Consider the following 17,242-nt stretch of genomic DNA (forward strand, 5'->3'; position numbering starts at 1 on the left):
GCCCGGACGGCTGCCGGGCCCGGGGGGCCCGGTGCGCTCCCCCGGGCCGTTTCCCGGTCCGGTCCGGGCGGTGCCCCTTCGGCACCGTCCCGCGTGCGCGGGCGCCGGGTTCGGTGGAATCTGAGGATCATGGGGCGCGAGGGCGTGAAGGACGGCGGGGACGACGACGTGGAGGCGGTCCTCGACGAGCTCTACGCGCTGCCGCCGTCCGGCTTCGTCGCCCGGCGCGAGGAGCGGGCCGCGGCCGCCCGGACGGCCGGGCGGGCCGGCGACGCCCGCCGCATCCACGCCGCCCGCCGCCCCACCCTCGCGGCCTGGGCGGCGAACCTGCTCCGGCACTCCCGGCCGGACGAGGCGGAACGGTTCCTGGAACTGGGACGGGCGCTGCGCGAAGCCCACGCCACGCTGGATCCGAGCGGGCTGAAGGAGCTGTCGGCCCAGCGGCGGCGCATCGTCTCGGAGTTGTCCCGGCAGGCGGCGGAGCTGGCGCGGGACGCCGGGCATCCGTTGTCGGAGCCGGTGCGGCGGGACGTCGAGACGACCCTGCGCGCCGTGCTCGCCGATCCGGAGGCGGCCGGCCTGTGGGCCACGGGCCGTGTGGAGGGCACCCTCACGCCGCCGTCGGGCTTCCCGGCGGAGACGGCCGCCGGGAAGGGTCCGGCACGGCAGGCGTCCCGTGCCGCGTCCGTCACGGCGGGGAGGAAGGACCGGCTCGCGGAGCAGCGGGCGAAGCGGCTGGCCCGCGCGCGGGAGGCGGCCCGGGCGGCCGAGGAGGGGCTGCGTGCCCGGGGTGCGGAGCAGGAGGAGGCCGATACCTCCCTGGCGGCCGCGCGGGAACTCCATCGGGAGGCCGGTGAGCGGGTGTCCGCGCTGGAGGAGCAGCGCCGTGAGGAACGCGCGGCGCTGGAACGGGCGGAGCGGGAACAGCGGGAGGCGGAGAAGCGGGCCCGGACGGCGGCGGACTCCCTGGCCCGCGCCCGGCGGGAGGCGGACGCGGCCGCCGCGGAGGCCGAGCAGGCCGAGCAGGACGCACGCTGAACGGGAGGGCCGGGAGCACCGGGCGGGGTCCGGCGACAGGCCGGGCGGGGGGACGACAGGCCGGCCATGGGTGACTGACGGCTCGTCAGCCCGATTGCTCCGCGCATTGGCATAGACCTGACACCCACTGCCTCGCTACGCTCTGCTCACCTCGCGGGTGAGAGCGCTCTCACCCGCGGTTGTTCCGCCCCCACCTTGTTGGAACGACGAAGGGCAACCTTCCATGAGACGCATCAGACTCACCCGTGCCGGCGTCGCCGCCCTGCTCCTGATCGGCAGCTGGACCGCGGCCGGCACCCTGCCCGCCTCGGCACAGGACGCACCCGACTCCCCCGCCGCCCGCGCCACCGGCTCCGCACCCGCCTCCACCGCGCTGCTGGACGCCATGCAGCGGGACTTCGGCCTGACCCGCGCCGAGGCGGAGGACCGGCTGGCCGCCGAGCGCCGGGCCACCGATCTGGCGCCCGGGGCACGGAAGACCGCGGGACCGGCCTACGGCGGCGCCTGGTTCGACGCCGCCGGCGAGAAGCTGACGGTCGCCGTCACTCCGGACGCCGGCGCGCCCACGGTCGAGGCACTGCGTTCGTCCGGCGTTGCCGTCCGCACCGTCGAGCACAGCGCGAAGCGGCTGGACGCGGCCAAGGCCCGCATCGACCGCCTGGACGCGCCGGCGGGCGTGAGCAGCTGGTCCGTCGACCCGGCCGCCAACACGGTCGTCGTGAACGTCGTCGACGGCGAACGGTCCGACAACGATGTCCGAGCCTTCGTCGAGGAGGCCCGTGAGGCCGGTCCGGTCACCGTGCGGACCGTGCCCGCGCAGGCCGAGACCTTCGCCGCCGGAACCGTGGGCGGCGACCCCTACTACACCGGCAACGTCCGCTGCTCCATAGGCTTCTCGGTGCACGGCGGCTTCGTCACGGCCGGGCACTGCGGCGGGGCGGGGCAGCAGGTCAGGGGCTGGGACGGCTCCTACATCGGCAACTTCCAGGGCTCCTCGTTCCCGGGCGACGACTACGCCTGGGTGAACGTGGGCAGCGGCTGGTGGACGGTGCCGGTGGTGCTCGGCTGGGGCACGGTCTCGGACCAGCTCGTGCGCGGTTCGGCGGAGGCGCCGGTCGGGGCGTCGATCTGCCGCTCCGGCTCCACCACCCGCTGGCACTGCGGCCGGGTGCTCGCCAAGAACGAGACCGTCAACTACAGCCAGGGCGCGGTGCACCAGATGACGAAGACGAGCGTGTGCGCCGAAGGCGGCGACTCGGGCGGCTCGTTCATCAGCGGCGACCAGGCGCAGGGCGTCACCTCCGGCGGCTGGGGCAACTGCTCCGGCGGGGGCGAGACCTGGTTCCAGCCGGTCAACGAGATCCTCAACCGCTACGGGCTGCGGCTGCACACGGCCTGAGCATCCGACAGACCGCGAACGGGCCCCGCCGGACGACCGGTGGGGCCCGTTCCGGTGCGCCCGGGTCCGCGTCCCGGCACCCGGCACAAAAGTTACCGTGCCGTAACTTACTCACGGGTTACCGGCGGTAAGCAAGCGCTGTTAGTTTCACGTTTCACCTTCTGGAGCAGAGCGAGGAGTGAGCCGTGAGCCGTATCAGCAGCGTGCTGACCACCGTCGTCGTCACGACGGCCTGCGTGTGCGTGTCCGCGCCGCCCGCCGCCGCGACCGACCCGGTGGTCTCGCGGGGCGTCACCATCCCGGCCTTCTACACCCCTCCCACCGAACTCCCCGCGGGCAACGGCGTTCTGGTCCGTCACGAGCCGCTGCGCCTCGGCCTGAGCCTGCCCGGTCTGGACGGCCGCACCCTGCCGGGCACGGCGACCCGGCTCATGTACACCTCCACCGACTCGGCGGGGCAGCCGGTGGCCGTCACCGGGGCGTACATCGAGCCGTCCGCCGCCTGGAAGGGCTCCGGGCCCCGGCCCCTGGTGGTCGTCGGCTCCGGGACCATGGGCCAGGGCGACCAGTGCGCCCCCTCGCTGGCCCTCCAGAACCCGCTGACGCTCAACGGCCAGACCGTGTCGTTCGGATACGAGACGCTGGCCGTCTACCGGCTGCTCGCCACCGGGGCGGCCGTCGTCGTCACCGACTACGTCGGCCTCGGCGCGACGGACCGGCTGCACACCTACGTCAACCGCGTCGACGAGGGCCACGCGATGCTGGACGCCGCCCGCGTCGCGCGCTCCGTTCCGGGCGCGTCGGTCACGGCCGCCTCCCGCGTGGGCATGTACGGCTACAGCCAGGGCGGCGGGGCGAGCGCCTCCGCGGCCGAACTCCAGAGCACCTACGCGCCCGACGTACCGCTCGCCGGCACCTACAGCGGGGCGCCGCCCGCCGATCTGACGGCCGTCATGAAGGGCATCGACGGCAGTGCGCTGGCCGGCGCGCTGGGCTGGTCGATCAACGGGTTCGCGCAGGCCGAACCCGAGCTGCGCCGGGTCGTCGAGGCGAACGTCAACGCCACCGGACGCGCCGCGCTGAAGGACATCTCGACCACCTGCGTCGGAGACGCGATCCTCGGCTACGGCTTCACCAAGAGCACCAAGTGGACCACGAGCGGGAAGTCCCTCGCCGAGATCATCGCCGCGGAGCCGGCCGCCCAGGCGGCCCTGGACAAGCAGCGCATCGGCACGATGCGGCCCACCGGACCGGTCCGTGTCGTCACCGGCGTCCAGGACGACATCGTCCCCCACGAGCAGGCGCGCAGACTGGCCGTGGACTGGTGCAAGAAGGGCGGCGACGTGACCTACAAGGCCGTCCAGCTGCCCAACCTCGGCGACAAGCTCCTCACCAACCACCTGGCGCCGCTCCTCACCGACCAGGGCGACGCGGTGGAATGGCTGACCGACCGGCTCGAGGGCGAGCCGACGCGCTCCAACTGCTGGACCATGCCGGTGCAGCGCTGAGTCCGGCGGGGAACGCGGCGAGCCCCCTCCCGAAGCTTCGGGAGGGGGCTCGCGGCCAGAGCGCCGGGCAGGCCTTGCACCTGCATCTCCCCGCAGGAAGCGGGGCGTCTTTCCTTGGACCACCAACGCACGATCCGGCTCGGGAGGATTCCCTCGCCCTGACCTGTGACAACCGTAGCGGCGATCGCCTCAGTTGTCACATCGTCACATCAACGCACCGGTGCGGGCTCCCGCGAAGTTCTTCTCCACCTGCGCCTTCTCCGCGGCGCTGGGGTACGCGTTCGTGCACGAGGTCCCCGCGCTGGCGCCCGACATCAGGCTGGAGCAGGGGCCGGGCTTGCGGTCCGGCAGGCCCAGCATGTGGCCCAGTTCGTGGGCCGTGACGCGGACCGTGGAGTGGCCCTGGTCGATGGCCTGGCGCCCGATGTAGACGGTGCCCTGCCCCAGGGAGTCCGGGAGGGAGCGCGGCCAGCCGTCGTCCGTCACGATCCGGATGTCGGCCCGCTGCCCGGCCCCCGCCGGGCGCAGCTCGACGCCGTCGACGCCCGCGTTCCAGATCGCCGCGCCCCGGTCGACGGCGGCCCGGAACTCCGCGGCGGCCCTCGCGTCGTAGGTGAGCACCCGGTCGGCGGCATGCGGCTGGGCGGCCCGGGCGGAGGGGACGGCCGCGGACGGTGCGGTCAGTGCGGGAGCGGACACCGCGAGTGCCGCGGCCAGACCGGCGGTCAGCGTACGGATGCGCATGGAACCTCCTGGGGATTCAGAAACGGTACTGCTGAATTCCATGGAAGGGATCGGTTGGACTTCCGGATCACTCGGGGGCAGTGTGGGCAAGGATCCACACCATCCCACGGGACGCCACCTCTCGCACCACCGGAGACACACCGATGAACCACGTCGCCCGCCCCGAGCGCTACGACGGCACCATGCGCTACCGGCGCACCGGCCGCTCGGGACTCGACCTCCCCCTGCTGTCCCTGGGCTACTGGCACAACTTCGGCGACGACCGGTCCTTCGCGTCGCAGCGCGAGATCGCCCTGCGCGCCTTCGACCTGGGGATCACCCACCACGACCTGGCGAACAACTACGGTCCGCCCTACGGCTCCGCCGAGATCAACTTCGGCCGGCTGATGCGAGAGGACCTCGCGCCGTACCGGGACGAGCTGGTGATCTCCACCAAGGCCGGCTGGGACATGTGGCCCGGCCCGTACGGCCAGGGCGGCGGCTCCCGCAAGTACATGCTGGCCTCCCTGGACCAGTCGCTGAAGCGCATGGGCCTGGAGTACGTCGACATCTTCTACTCGCACCGCCTCGACGCCACCACGCCCCTGGAGGAGACCATGGGTGCCCTGGACACCGCGGTCCGCCAGGGCAAGGCGCTCTACGTGGGCATCTCCTCGTACGACGCCGAGCGCACCCGGGAGGCCGCGGCCGTCCTCCGCGACCTCGGCACTCCCCTGCTGATCCACCAGCCGTCGTACAACATGCTGAATCGCTGGATCGAGACGGACGGTCTGCTGGACGCGGCCCAGGAGGAGGGCTTCGGGGTCATCGGGTTCACGGCGCTCGCCCAGGGGCTGCTGACCGGGCGCTACCTGGACGGTGTGCCGGGCGACTCCCGGGCGGCGGCGGGCAAGTCGTTCGACAGCGGGTGGCTGACCGAGGAGATGCTGGACCGGCTGCGCGCCCTGAACGGCATCGCGGCCCGGCGCGGGCAGACCCTCGCGCAGATGGCGCTCGCCTGGGCGCTGCGGGACCGGCGGGTCACCTCGCTGGTGATCGGTGCCTCCCGCACCGAGCAGCTGGAGCAGAACGTGGCCGCGCTGGAGAACCTCGACTTCTCCGCCGAGGAGCTGGCCGAGATCGACACCTACGCCACCGAGGGCGGCGTCGACCTGTGGCGCGAGGCGCGCCTGGGCACGATGGGCTGATCCGCCCGGGCCCTCGGGGTGTGGGACGCCGGGGACGGGGAACTGCGGTGCGGTGAGCCGCGCCCGGACGGCGCGGCGGCCCCCGGCCCCGCAGGGACGGACGTATGCAGACCTTTCTGCCGTACCCCGGCTTCCAGGAGTCGGCGCTCGTCCTCGACCGGCGCCGGCTCGGCAAGCAGCGGGTCGAGGCGATCCAGGTGCTGCGCGGTCTGATCGTCCCGGGGTACGGGTGGCGCCGCCATCCCGCGGTGCGCATGTGGACCGGCTACGAGGAGGCTCTGGTCCGCTACGGCCTGGACATCTGCCGGGTGTGGCGCGACCTGGGCCACCAGGACAGCTGCGCCGCCACCCTCGTGGCCGACCTGGCGGGCGTGCGGCCCGGTGCGCCGGTGCGCGGTCAGCGGGAGCTGGCCGAGGCGGGTGAGCTGCCGCCCTGGCTCGGGCAGGAAGCCGTGCACCGCAGCCACCGCTCGGCACTGCTGCGCAAGGATCCGGACGTCTACCGGGAGCGGTTCCCGGGCGAGCCGGACGACCTGCCGTACGTGTGGCCGTCGTCCGACCGCGATCCGGAGGCGGCCGGTGACTGACCCCGGCGGCCCCCTCCCCTGAGGTCCGCCGGGGCCGGCCGGGCCGCCGTCCGTCACCGCCCGGACAGGTAGTCCTCCACGCCCGGTGCCTCGTGCGCGTCCTCGGCGTTCACCACGCCGCCGACCGCCTTGGCGTCGGGCTTGAGCACATAGGTCCTGACGCTCGCCGGACGGTCGACGTCGGAGAAGTTCTGCGGGGTGCCGAGGCCGGTGTCGGCGTTCGTCTGCGCACGGTGCGCCTTGACGACGTCCTCGCGGCTGAGGCCGCCCGCCTCGCAGGCCTTCTTCAGGTCGGCGCCCATCAGCTGGGCGGCGTTGTACCCGGACAGCACGCCGGAGTCGACCGGCGAGCCCGGGTACTTCTTCTGGTACGAGGCCACCATGCGCCGCACGCCGGGAAGGTCGGAGCTGACGGCGGGCGCGGCGCTCACGATGCTGAGCATCGCGGCCAGGGCGGGCGCGGCGGGCGTCTTCATCAGCTGGGGCGCGAAGCCGGGGGCGCTGCTGACGACGGGGACCTTCAGTCCGCGGGAGGCGGCGACGCCGACGAGGGAGGCGGTCTGGGCGGGGCCGGCGCTGATCAGGACGGCCTTGACGCCCTCCTTGCTCAGGGCGGAGACCTGGGCGGACAGGTCGGTGTCCGTCGCCTTGATCTTCTGTCCGGTCACCTTCAGGCCGGCCTGTCCGGCCGCCCAGGTGGAGCCCTCCAGGGCGTTGGCGCCGTAGTCGCCCTCGAAGTAGACGTGGCCGATGGTGTCGCCCTTCTTCAGGCCCTTGGTGCGGGTGAGGAACTCGACCGCGGCGATCATGTCGACGTCGTAGGTGGTGCCGAGCACCTGGATGGCTTCCTTGCCGAGCAGGGAGGCGGCCCACGCCTGCGGGAAGGTGAGCACCTTGTCCTGCTGGATGTCGTCGAGGAGCGCCGCGACCACCGGGGAGCCGATGACCTGGGGCAGCGCGACGACGTCGGGGGCGATGTCGGCGTAGGCGGTGACGGCCTTCTGCACGTCGTAGCCGTGGTCCTTGACGACGATCTCGATCTCGCGGTCGCAGATGCCGCCGTCGGCGTTGACCTCGTCGGCCCACATCTGCTGGGCCTGCACGATGCTCTTGCCGAGGGTGGCGTAGGGGCCGGTGAGGTCGGTGAGGGCGCCCAGTCTGATGGTGTCGGCGCCGATTCCGGGGCCGGTGCGGACACCGTCGGCGGCTTCGCCGCCGCCCTTGCCGTCCTCCGCCTTGGAACTGCATCCGGTGGCCGCGAGCAGCAGGACGAGGGCGCCGGCGAGGACGGTGCCGGCGGTGCGGCGCCGGGTGCGGGGCCTGTGGTGCGTGGTGTTCACGGGGTGTGCTCCTTGGGTCGTGCGGCTGCGGTCGGCTGCGGGGGCGAGGGGACGTCGGTCGGGTCGGCGGGAGTACGGGATCGGCGGCGCCGTACGCGGTCGCCGGCCCGGCGTGCCAGGCCGTGCAGACCGTCGGGGGCGTACAGCAGTACCAGGACGATGGCCGCGCCGTAGAGGTAGCGGGCGGCCTCGGTGGGGCCCACGGCGCCCTCGGCCGAGCCGGGGGCGGCGACCAGCGGGAGCTGGTCGGCGTAGCGGGTCATCAGCAGGGGCAGCGCGGTGACGAAGACGGCGCCGGCGGTGGCTCCGGCGACCGAACCGAGACCGCCGATGACGATCATGGCGAGGTAGTCGACGGAGAGCACCAGGGAGAAGTAGTCCGGGACGACCCGGCGGAAGACGAGCGCGAGGAGCACGCCCGCGAGACCGGCGTACATCGACGACACCACGAAGGCCGCTGACCGGTGGCGGGCGACGTCGACGCCCATCACGGCGGCCGCGGTCTCGCTGTCGCGCAGGGCGGCCAGCGCACGGCCGGGGCGTGAGCGCAGCAGGCCGCGTGCGGTGAACCAGGTGAACGCGAACAGCGCCAGGCCCAGGAACCACAGCCGTTCCTCCGCGCCGAACGGCACCCCGAGGACGGTCAGTTCGGAATCGCTCTCCGCGAAGGCGAACCCGCCGAGGGTGAGCGGGGGCACGGAGCGGCCGTTGAAGCCGCCGGTGACGGAGTCCGCGGTCAGCAGGACGTGGTGTCCCAGGAACACCAGGGCGAGCGTCGCGATCCCGAGGTAGATGCCCTTGACCCGGGCGGCGACGGGGCTGAACAGCCCACCGGCCGCCCCGGCGAGCAGCACCGCGAGGAGCGCGGCGAGAGCCGGTGGCAGTCCGGGCCCGGGTTCGCCCGCGAACCAGGCGTAGCCGTACGCGCCGACGGCGAGGAAGAAGGCATGACCGAGGGAGAGCTGGCCGGCGGTGCCGCTGAGCAGGGCCAGCCCGACGGCGCCGATGGCGGCGGCCATGGAGAACAGGCCGATGCGCAGCCAGAAGGCGTCCAGGTAGAAGGGAGGCAGGCACAGCACGACGGCGAGCAGCAGCAGCCTGCCCCGCCGGCGGGTCAGGGCTTTGAGGAGTCGGTCAGACACGGGCCGCTCCCTTCGCTCCGAACAGCCCGGTGGGCCGCACGAGAAGCACCAGCAGCATCACGGCGTAGGGGGCGACGTCGCCGAATCCCTCGCCGAGGACGTGCAGTTCGGACTGGTAGCCGACGACGAGCGCCTCGGTGAGGCCGATGATCAGGCTGCCCGCGAGGGCGCCGGCCGGTGAGGCGAGTCCGCCGAGGATCGCGGCGGGGAAGGCGTTGAGGGCGATCTGACCGGTGGTGCGTTCCAGGCCCGGTGCGGGGAACGCGGCGAGGAACACCGCCGCGAGGGCGGCGAGCGCGCCCGCCAGGCACCAGGCGCCCGCGCGGACCCGGCCGAGCCGTACGCCCATGAGCGCGGCGGCCTCCAGGTCCTCGGCCGCGGCCCGCAGGGACAGCCCCCAGGAGGTGAACCGGAACAGCGCGAACACCCCGCCGATGACCACGGCCGACACCACGATCGCGGCGAGCCGGCTGTCGGCGACGGTGAGCGGCCCCAGTTCGGTCACCGCGTCGCCCCACGGGTCGCCGAGTGTCAGCAGGTCGCCGCCGATGCGCCGGGCGAGGTCGGTGAGCAGGACGATGTCGATGCCGATGGTGACGATGGTCTGCACGTGCGCCGAGTGGGCGTCCTGGCCGCCGCGTTGCAGCAGGAAGCGGTCGAGCGCGCCGGCGAGGGCGGCCGTGGTCAGGACCGCCAGGGCGAGCGCTCCGGCGAAGCCCAGGTCGTCGTGGAGGACGGCGACGAGGTAGCCGCCGAACAGCAGCAGGGAGCCGTGGGCGAAGTTGAGGACGCCGGAGGCCTTGAAGATGACGACGAAGCCGAGGGCGACCAGCGCGTAGACCGCGCCGAGTGCCAGTCCGCCGAGGATGTTGTCGAGAAGTACCGTCATGCCGCGTCCTCCCCGGTCGCGTCGGTGCCGAGGTAGGCGCGCAGCACCTCGGGGTCCTGGCGGACCTCGTCGGGGGTGCCGTGGGCGATGCGCCGGCCGAAGTCGAGCACGGTGACGTCGTCGGCCAGACGCATGACGAGACCCATGTCGTGTTCGACAAGGACGACGGACAGGCCGAGTTCGGCGCGGAGTTCGCCCACGACCTGGGCGGTGCGGGCGCGTTCGGAGGCGTTCATGCCGGCCACGGGCTCGTCCAGGAGCAGCACGCGCGGCTCCAGGCAGAGGGCACGGGCGAGTTCGACGCGCTTGCGGTCGCCGTACGACAACAGGGCGACCGGGCTGTCGAAGTGCCGGCCGAGTCCGGTGAGTTCGGCGATCTCGCGGGCCCGGTCGAGGTGCTCGCGCTGTTCGCGCCGGGCGCTCGGCAGGCGCAGTGCGCTCGCGGCGAATCCCGCGCGGGTCAGGGCGTGGCGGCCGAGCATGAGGTTGTCGGCGACCGTGCCGTGGGTGGTGACGATGTTCTGGAAGGTGCGGGCCACTCCGAGTGCGGCAATGCGGTGCGGGGCGAGCCGGGAGAGTTCGGTGCCGCCGAGGGTCACCGTGCCCTCGGCCGGGCGGCACAGGCCGGACAGGACGTTGAAGCAGGTGGACTTGCCGGCGCCGTTGGGCCCGATGAGCGCGTGCACCGAGCCGGGGGTGACGGTGAAGGAGACGCCGTCGAGGGCGGTGAGTCCGGCGAAGCGCACGGTGACGTCCCGTACCTCGAGCACGGGCGGTGCGGTGGTGGTGCGGTCGTTCACGCGGCCCCCTGCTCCTCGGCCGACTCGCCCAGGTACAGGCGGCGGACGGCGTCGGTGCGGGCGAGTTCGTCGGCGGGGCCGGACAGACGGGTCTCGCCGACCTCCAGGACGTGCGCGTGGTCGGCGAGGGAGAGCGCCATCCCGGCGTTCTGCTCGACGAGGAGTACGGCGGTGCCCTGGGCGTTGATCTCGCGGATGACCTCGGCGATCCGGTACACCATCTGCGGGGCGAGTCCGAGGGAGGGCTCGTCGAGGAGGAGCAGGCGGGGGGCGGCCATCAGGGCGCGGCCGATGGCGAGCATCTGCTGCTCGCCGCCGGAGAGCAGGCCGGCCGCCTGGTGGGTGCGTTCGGCGAGGCGGGGGAACAGCGCGAACACGCGGTCGCGGGCCTCCTGGACCTGGGCGCGTCCGCGCCGGCCGAGGCCGAGACCCCCGGAGCGGAGGTTCTCGTCGACCGAGAGTCCGGCGAACACCCGCCGTCCCTCGGGGACCTGGACGACCCCGGCGCGCACCGCGGCGACGGGGTCCTTGCCGTCGAGCACCGTCCCGCCGTAGCGGATGCGGCCGGCCGTGACCGCGCCGCGGTGCAGGCGCAACGTGCCGGAGACCGCCCGCAGCAGGGTCGTCTTGCCCGCGCCGTTGGCGCCGAGCAGCGCCACCACGGCGCCGGGCGGCACGGTCAGGGACACGGAACGGAGAGCGGACAGCGCGCGCCCGTACGTCACGTCGACGTTCTCGACGTGCAGCGCGGGCAGGCCGTCCGGTGGTGCTTCGGGCATCACGGCTCCTCGGGACCGCGCCGCGGGCGGCGGCACGGTTTCGGGGGAAGGGGAGCCCACGACAGCACGGGCGCGAGCGGCCGGTACAGCGTTCGGCGGGGGCTCGCTGCGGCGTACCAACGGGGGTGGGTGGGGGTTGTGCGGGTGCCCAGGCGGGGGGCGGGGGCGGTACGGCTGCGCGTCAGGGCGGGGGCGGTACGGCTGCGCGTCAGGGCGGGGGCGGTACGGCTGCGCGTCAGGGCCAGGTGGGCGGCCGGGGTGGCGGCGGTCGACGGGGGTTCTGTGGTGGGGGCGTCGTAGGAGGTTGTCGCCCCCGCCGCCCCTTCCCGTCCCGTCCGCGGGGGCTGCGCCCCCGGACCCCGCTTGCGCAGTTCCCCGCGCCCCTGGAGGGGGGTGGTCAGCGGTTGAGGAGGGTGCGGGCGGTGAGGGCGAGGCTGACCTCGACGAGGTCGGAGGGGCGGGAGAGGGAGCGGCCCGTCAGCTGTTCGTAGCGGCGCAGGCGGTTGAGGACGGTGTTGCGGTGGCAGTACAGGCGACGGCTCGCCCGCTGCGCCGAGCCGTCGCAGGCCAGCCAGGTGGCCAGGGTGTCCAGCAGGACCTCCGCGTCGGCGGGTTCGAGGTGGGCCAGCGGGCCGAGGAGACGCTCGGTGAGCGCGGCGCCGAGTTCGGGGCTCGACGCCACCAGCGCCGCCGGGAGGTGCTCGGTCAGCCGGACGGTGCCGCCCGGCTCCGGGCACAGGGTCAGCGCGGTGTCCGCCAGCCGCCGCGCCTCCCCCACGGCGGCCAGTCCCTCCACCGCGCTGCCGATCCCCACCCGTGTACCGGGCGGCTGTTCCTCCGTCACGATCGACTCCTCACCGTCCTCGACCAGAACGATGCCGTAATCGGCGTCCGCGCCGGTGTGCCAGTGCACGCGCACATCCGGGGCGAGCGCCGCTTGGGCACCCGGACAACCGGCGAGCCTGCCGCCGGCGGCCGCGACGACCAGGTAGCGCCCGTGCTCCGGCAGGCCCAGCGCCGACGCGGCCTCGGGCAGGTCGGCGATCCTGCTCGTGCCGTCCAGCAGCGCCGCCGCCAGCAGACGCACCCTGTTCTCCCTGCGCCACGCCAGCTGCCGCTCGGTCTGCCGGTAGGCGTCCGCGACGAGCGTGCAGTGCTCGTCGACGAAGTCCCACACGTCGGACGCCACGTGCACCAGCAGCCGCACGTCCTCCGGTGCCGCCCTGGAGGTCTCGTCGACCAGGCCCTGCCACACCAGGGAGCCGCCCAGCCGGAAGGCGTGCAGCACCGCGTCCAGCGGCAGCCCCTGTTCGGCACGCGTGGCACCGATCCGCCAGGAGCATCGGCGCGCCCCGTCCCGGGCGCCCCTCGGGTCGAGCAGGGAGGAGATGCTGTGCCGCAGGGAACGGTGCACCTCCTGCCAGGTCGCGGTGGCGTCCGCCTCCACCGCGGTGCGGTAGGCGGGCTCCTGTTCCTGCAGTACCGCGACCAGCCGGTCGGTGAGCTGCGGCAGGTCCTCCAGCAGGACGCGCGACGCCCGGTGCAGCACGCGCAGCGCGTCGGCGTCGATCAGCGACCGCATGCGCGGCGTCCGCTGACGCGGAGCCGGCACGGGTCCGGGGCGAAGCAGGGTACGTGGCCGTACGGCGTGTGGCATCGCGCATCTCCCCCAGGGTCGGCTTCCCGGCGGTGCCCGTGCGGCGGTCTCCCTGCCGGCGCCCGGCCGGCCGGAGAGCGGATGGACCGGCCGCCACCGGACTCGTCCTGCCGTGAAGGATGGCATACCGTCCGGTCGGTCCCTAGAGCTGTGCACCGGTCTTTTCCGCGTGTTCGACCAGCCGGACAAGCTCGACCCGGGATCGCAGGCCCAGCGTCGCGAACACGTTCCGCAGGTGGTAGTCGACGGTGCGGGTGCTCACGGACAGGCTCAGCGCCACCTCCCGGTTGGTGGCGCCCTCGGCGACGCACCGTGCGATACGCAGTTGCTGCGGCGTCAGCCGGGACAGGGTCCCGGCCTCGCCCCCGGCCGGGGCCGCGCCTCCCGCCCGCAGCTCGGCGGCGGTCTGCCGCACCCACGGGTGCGCACCGCACCGTTCGAAGCCCATCAGCGCCTCGCCGAGGCGGGCCCGTGCCTCACGCAGCCGCCGTCTGCGCCGCAGCCATTTGCCGTAGAGCAGCTCGGTGCGCGCCCGTTCGAAGTCGCCGGCCGTGTCCTCGTGGCGCTCCAGGGCGCGCCGGTACAGCGCGTCGGCCGCTTCCGGTGCGGCCAGCAGGGCGCGGCAGCGCAGGAGTTGGGCGGGAGCCTGCGGGTCGGCCCCGCAGGCGGCCCACAGGGCGAAGTCCTCGACGACCGCCCGTGCGTGCTCGGGCCGTCCGGCGACGGCCGCGGCCTCCACGAAGCAGGGGACGGCCAGCATCCACACCGCGAAGTGGCCGCGCCGCGCACCGGGCCGCACCAGGGGGCCGAGCCGGTCCGCGGCCTCGCGGGGGCGGCCGGCGCCGAGGTCGGCGCGGGCGGCGGCCCACTGGGCGAGGGCGGCCGCCTGTGCGAGGCCGTGCCGGCGGGCGGTGCGCAGCGCGGCGGTGACGTGCTCGGCGACGACCTCCTTCTCCCCCTCGATCGACGCGGCGAGCGCGAGGGCGGCGTGGTGGTGGGCGGCCGTGTTCCGCTGCCCGGTCCGCGCGGCGGTGCGCAGGCCCTCCTCGGCGTGGGTGCGGGCGAGCTGGTGGTGTCCGGCCCGCAGTTCGGCGTAGGCGAGGTACTCCAGCGCCCTCGGTTCGAGGGCGGTACGACCGTGGGTGCGGGCCGCCGCGAGGGCCCGTGCGCCGGCCCGGCGGGCGGTGGTCACGTCCCCGAGCATGAGGGCGGCGGAGGCGGACCGCAGCAGCCGCTCCGGCTCGTCGCCGCTCAGTCCTCGCCCGACGACGCGGCGCAACGGTTCGGCGGCCCGGTCGAACCGTCCCAGCAGCACGGCCCGCATCCCGTCCCGGTGGTCACGCAGCACGGCCCCGTGGGACGGGGCGGCACCGGCGCCCGGTACCGGGGCCACCGGTACGGGGGTGAGGACATCCAGGCAGGTGACGGGGTCGCCGGCGGACCAGGCCGCGTCGGCCGCGCCGAGGGTGGCCGTGGCGGCGGCCTCCGGGTCGGTGGCGGCCAGCAGTGCCGCGGCGAGCAGGAAGGATTCGCGGGCGTCGTCCACCGGTCCGTCGGCCAGGAGCACCGTGCCGCGCAGGAGTTCCGCCCCGCCACGGGCCGAGGGGGGCGCCGGACGGCTGCGGGCGGTGTCGAGCAGGCGCAGGGCCTCGGACGGGTGGCCGGCGAGGACGGCCTGCCCGGCGGCGGCGGTGCAGCGGTGGACCCGCGCCGCGTCGTCCGGAGTGAGAGCGGCCGCCCTGGTGAGCGCCCGGTGGCGCAGGACGGGTGGGAGAGCCGGGGCCGCCGCCGCGCGGGCCAGGGCGTCCGCCAGGGCGGGGGCGTCGCGGGTGACGGCCCATGAGCGGTGCAGCAGCGCGAGGACGCCGTCGGGGTCCGGCAGCGCCCCGGCCAGCGCGCGGTGAGCGGCACGGCGTCGCTCGGCGGGAGCGCCCGCGTACACCGCCCGCCCCAGCAGCGGGCTGCGGAAGCGGATGCGGTCCCCGGCCCGGACCAGCACCTCGGGCAACGGCTCCGTCGCGCCGGTCCCGTCGGCCCGCAGGACGAGGTCCGCGTCGGCGTCCGGCTCCCCCGTCGCCCGCAGCGCGGCCGCCGCGGTCAGCAGCAGACCGGCGCGCTCGGGCGGTACCCCGGCAAGTCCTCCGCGGGCGACCGCGGCCAGCACCTCACCGTCGGCCAGGGGCCGCGGCAGGGCCCGGTGGCCGGCGAGCTGGGCGGGCGAGAGCCGGTGGACCAGTGCCAGCAGCAGCGCGGGGTTGCCCTCCGCCGCCGACACCACGTCCTCGCGCACGGCGGGGTGGACGACGCCGTCCGTCGCGTCGTCCACCAGCCGCGCCGCGTCCCCGGCCGTGAGCGGGCCGAGCCGCAGCACGGGCAGTGCCGCCAGCTCCGGGTCGACGGGCCGGTGCCCGGGAACGGTGAGAAGCAGTCCCACGCGCGCGGAGCGGGCTCGCGCGGCGGCCTGCCCGAGCGCCGCCCGGGAGGCCGCGTCCCACAGGTGGGCGTCGTCCACGCACACCAGGAGCGGCACCGTGCCGGCCGTCGCGAGGGCGTCGGACAGGACCTCCCCCGCGCGACCGCCAGGGGGCCGTACGTGCCGCACGGGTCCGGCGCGGAAGAGGCGTGCGGCGTGTTCGAGGAACGTCGTGCGGCCGCAACCGGGGTCACCGGTCACGACACGGACGCCGCCGTCGGCGCGGAGGGTGTCCAGCAGCTCGGAGATCACCCGCTGCCGCAGGGTCGTCTGTCCGGTCATTCCCGGGACCTTACTGACGCGTAAGGTCGTGCGGAAGGAACGCGTCCCCTCTGGGTGAAGGCTCAACTGCCCTGTCACCAGCGGGTCTTCTCCGGTCCGGCGGGCGGCGGAGTGTGCCGCGGCCCAAGGAGCCCGCCGCCCCGCGGTGCACCGGCACAACGCCGGTGGCGGCCCGCGCCGTCGCGCGGACCGCCACCGGGTGTCACGGCATCAGGAGGTGTGCGGGCAGTTGCCCCGGCTCTCCTCGATCGTCAGGCTCCGCTGCGGCAGCGGGCACAGGAACCGCTCGTAGCGGGTGTCGTTGTCGATGAACCGCTTGAGCCAGGAAATGCTGTACTTCGCGATCGTCGTGTTCGACGAGTTGGGCGTGAAGTGGGTGGCGCCGTTCAGTTCGAGGTAGGCCCGGTCCAGCGAGGACGGCAGGCCGGTGTAGAGGGGTTCGGCGTGGGTGGAGACCGGGGCGACCGTGTCGCCGTCGGCGCCGAAGATCAGCGTGGGCGTGCGCACCTCCGGCCAGGTCTTGTCGAGGTTCCAGGGCGTCAGCGGGATGGCGGCCTGGAGCGAGGGCCGGTCCTTGGCGGCTTCGAGGCTTCCGCCGCCGCCCATCGAGTGGCCCATGACGCCGAGGCGGCTGCTGTCGATGCGGCCGCGCACCGAGCTGCGCTGGGTGAGGTAGTCCAGCGCGGCGAGGAGCTGGTCGCCGCGGGAGGCGGGCTGGTCGAGGGTGGTGTTGGTGTCGATGGTGAAGACCACGAAGCCCTGGGAGGCGAGGCGCGGACCCAGCCAGGAGATGGAGGACTGGTAGGCGGTGAAGCCGGGTGAGACGGCGATCGCGCCGAAGGTGCCGTCGGCGGTGCTGGTCGGGTAGTAGATCGTGCCCCCGCCGAAGCCGCTGACGGAGAGCGAGGAGACGGAGACGTCCGACACGGCGTAGGGGCCGCGCAGTGCCTCGATGCTCGATTCGGTCGGTGCCGGGCCGCGCTCGTAGGGGTTGTCCGCCGCGTGGGCGCCGGGGCCGCCGAGGGTGGTCAGGGCGACGACGGCGGCGAGGGCCGCGGTCAGTCCGGCGAAGCGGCCGGACGTGCGTCCGCGGGTGTGGGGGTGCTGCTGCACGACGAGTGGTCCTCTCTGTCGCGGCGAACCGCCCGGCCGGCCGGGGCACGGGATCGTGGCGTGGTTGGGGACCGTGCCCCGGCCGGGGGCGCCGCCGATGGACTGGCGGTGCCACTGTCGGAGAGGAGGTGGCCGGTGCGGACCGGCAATGTCACCGGTCTCGTGCGCCGCACCGTCCGTGCGCGGGCGAAGGCGGCCGCGTCAGGGCATGGCGGGAGGAAGCGGGGGTACCCGGGCAGGTGCGGTCACCGTCGGAGTCGGCGCCGACGGTGGCCGCCGGGCGCGGGGACGCGGCGCCGCTCCG

General features: G+C 74.6%; 14 protein-coding genes. 5 read left to right on the forward strand and 9 right to left on the reverse strand.

The annotated features are described in order from the left end of the window. Window positions 1-129: 129 nt before the first annotated feature. The 3 genes from IE172_RS21270 (at window position 130) to IE172_RS21280 (ending at window position 3,945) form a co-directional block, all read left to right on the forward strand. Window positions 130-1,038, forward strand: a complete 909-nt coding sequence (locus IE172_RS21270) for a hypothetical protein (protein WP_190098864.1) — start codon at window positions 130-132, stop codon at window positions 1,036-1,038. Window positions 1,039-1,261: 223 nt separating this feature from the next. Continuing rightward, window positions 1,262-2,437, forward strand: coding sequence for a S1 family peptidase (locus IE172_RS21275; RefSeq protein ID WP_190098865.1), 1,176 nt, complete (start codon window positions 1,262-1,264; stop codon window positions 2,435-2,437). A gap of 185 nt (window positions 2,438-2,622) precedes the next feature. Beyond that, window positions 2,623-3,945, forward strand: coding sequence for a lipase family protein (locus IE172_RS21280; protein WP_190098866.1), 1,323 nt, complete (start codon window positions 2,623-2,625; stop codon window positions 3,943-3,945). A gap of 204 nt (window positions 3,946-4,149) precedes the next feature. Here IE172_RS21280 and IE172_RS21285 read toward each other — a convergent pair whose 3' ends face one another. After that, window positions 4,150-4,689, reverse strand: coding sequence for a snapalysin family zinc-dependent metalloprotease (locus IE172_RS21285; protein ID WP_190098867.1), 540 nt, complete (start codon window positions 4,687-4,689; stop codon window positions 4,150-4,152). 143 nt (window positions 4,690-4,832) lie between these two features. Here IE172_RS21285 and mgrA point away from each other — a divergent pair, with 143 nt between their 5' ends. Beyond that, on the forward strand, window positions 4,833-5,876 hold the full coding sequence (mgrA, locus tag IE172_RS21290; RefSeq protein ID WP_190098868.1) for an L-glyceraldehyde 3-phosphate reductase: 1,044 nt from the start codon (window positions 4,833-4,835) through the stop codon (window positions 5,874-5,876). A 104-nt stretch (window positions 5,877-5,980) separates the two neighbouring features. Further along, a complete protein-coding gene (locus IE172_RS21295; protein ID WP_190098869.1) occupies window positions 5,981-6,463 on the forward strand; it encodes an MSMEG_6728 family protein in 483 nt (160 codons plus the stop codon). A gap of 53 nt (window positions 6,464-6,516) precedes the next feature. Here the strand turns inward: IE172_RS21295 and IE172_RS21300 are convergent, their stop codons facing one another. The 8 genes from IE172_RS21300 to bdeA all read right to left on the reverse strand — a co-directional run bounded on the left by IE172_RS21300 (window position 6,517) and on the right by bdeA (window position 16,938). Further along, window positions 6,517-7,803, reverse strand: a complete 1,287-nt coding sequence (locus IE172_RS21300) for an ABC transporter substrate-binding protein (RefSeq protein ID WP_190098870.1) — start codon at window positions 7,801-7,803, stop codon at window positions 6,517-6,519. Then, entirely contained in the window at window positions 7,800-8,945 is a 1,146-nt protein-coding gene (locus tag IE172_RS21305) for a branched-chain amino acid ABC transporter permease (protein WP_190098871.1), read from the reverse strand. The genes IE172_RS21300 and IE172_RS21305 overlap by 4 nt, the downstream gene beginning before the upstream one ends. Beyond that, entirely contained in the window at window positions 8,938-9,834 is an 897-nt protein-coding gene (locus IE172_RS21310; RefSeq protein WP_190098872.1) for a branched-chain amino acid ABC transporter permease, read from the reverse strand. The genes IE172_RS21305 and IE172_RS21310 overlap by 8 nt, the downstream gene beginning before the upstream one ends. Continuing rightward, window positions 9,831-10,634: an ABC transporter ATP-binding protein gene (locus IE172_RS21315; RefSeq protein ID WP_190098873.1), complete on the reverse strand. Its 804-nt coding sequence runs from the start codon at window positions 10,632-10,634 to the stop codon at window positions 9,831-9,833. The genes IE172_RS21310 and IE172_RS21315 overlap by 4 nt, the downstream gene beginning before the upstream one ends. Next, window positions 10,631-11,413: an ABC transporter ATP-binding protein gene (locus IE172_RS21320; protein ID WP_190098874.1), complete on the reverse strand. Its 783-nt coding sequence runs from the start codon at window positions 11,411-11,413 to the stop codon at window positions 10,631-10,633. The genes IE172_RS21315 and IE172_RS21320 overlap by 4 nt, the downstream gene beginning before the upstream one ends. A gap of 397 nt (window positions 11,414-11,810) precedes the next feature. Next, window positions 11,811-13,070 (reverse strand): RsbRD N-terminal domain-containing protein, encoded by a 1,260-nt coding sequence (locus tag IE172_RS21325; RefSeq protein ID WP_190098875.1) that lies wholly within the window; start codon window positions 13,068-13,070, stop codon window positions 11,811-11,813. 142 nt (window positions 13,071-13,212) lie between these two features. After that, window positions 13,213-15,825 carry a helix-turn-helix transcriptional regulator gene (locus IE172_RS21330; RefSeq protein ID WP_190098876.1) on the reverse strand — a complete coding sequence of 871 codons (2,613 nt, stop codon included), beginning with the start codon at window positions 15,823-15,825 and terminating at the stop codon, window positions 13,213-13,215. A gap of 210 nt (window positions 15,826-16,035) precedes the next feature. Further along, window positions 16,036-16,938 (reverse strand): bis(hydroxyethyl) terephthalate hydrolase, encoded by a 903-nt coding sequence (bdeA, locus tag IE172_RS21335; protein WP_190098877.1) that lies wholly within the window; start codon window positions 16,936-16,938, stop codon window positions 16,036-16,038. Window positions 16,939-17,242 lie beyond the last annotated feature (304 nt).

The sequence above is a fragment of the Streptomyces griseoflavus genome (assembly GCF_014649995.1).
Lineage (GTDB): Bacteria > Actinomycetota > Actinomycetes > Streptomycetales > Streptomycetaceae > Streptomyces > Streptomyces griseoflavus.

Excerpts from the sequence above, each read along its gene's own strand:
- IE172_RS21270 (WP_190098864.1), top strand. The coding sequence starts at position 130 with ATGGGGCGCGAGGGCGTGAAGGACGGCGGGGACGACGACGTGGAGGCG.
- IE172_RS21285 (WP_190098867.1), bottom strand. The coding sequence starts at position 4,689 with ATGCGCATCCGTACGCTGACCGCCGGTCTGGCCGCGGCACTCGCGGTG.
- IE172_RS21330 (WP_190098876.1), bottom strand. The coding sequence starts at position 15,825 with ATGACCGGACAGACGACCCTGCGGCAGCGGGTGATCTCCGAGCTGCTG.
- mgrA (WP_190098868.1), top strand. The coding sequence starts at position 4,833 with ATGAACCACGTCGCCCGCCCCGAGCGCTACGACGGCACCATGCGCTAC.
- IE172_RS21275 (WP_190098865.1), top strand. The coding sequence starts at position 1,262 with ATGAGACGCATCAGACTCACCCGTGCCGGCGTCGCCGCCCTGCTCCTG.
- IE172_RS21295 (WP_190098869.1), top strand. The coding sequence starts at position 5,981 with ATGCAGACCTTTCTGCCGTACCCCGGCTTCCAGGAGTCGGCGCTCGTC.
- IE172_RS21325 (WP_190098875.1), bottom strand. The coding sequence starts at position 13,070 with ATGCCACACGCCGTACGGCCACGTACCCTGCTTCGCCCCGGACCCGTG.
- IE172_RS21320 (WP_190098874.1), bottom strand. The coding sequence starts at position 11,413 with ATGCCCGAAGCACCACCGGACGGCCTGCCCGCGCTGCACGTCGAGAAC.
- IE172_RS21310 (WP_190098872.1), bottom strand. The coding sequence starts at position 9,834 with ATGACGGTACTTCTCGACAACATCCTCGGCGGACTGGCACTCGGCGCG.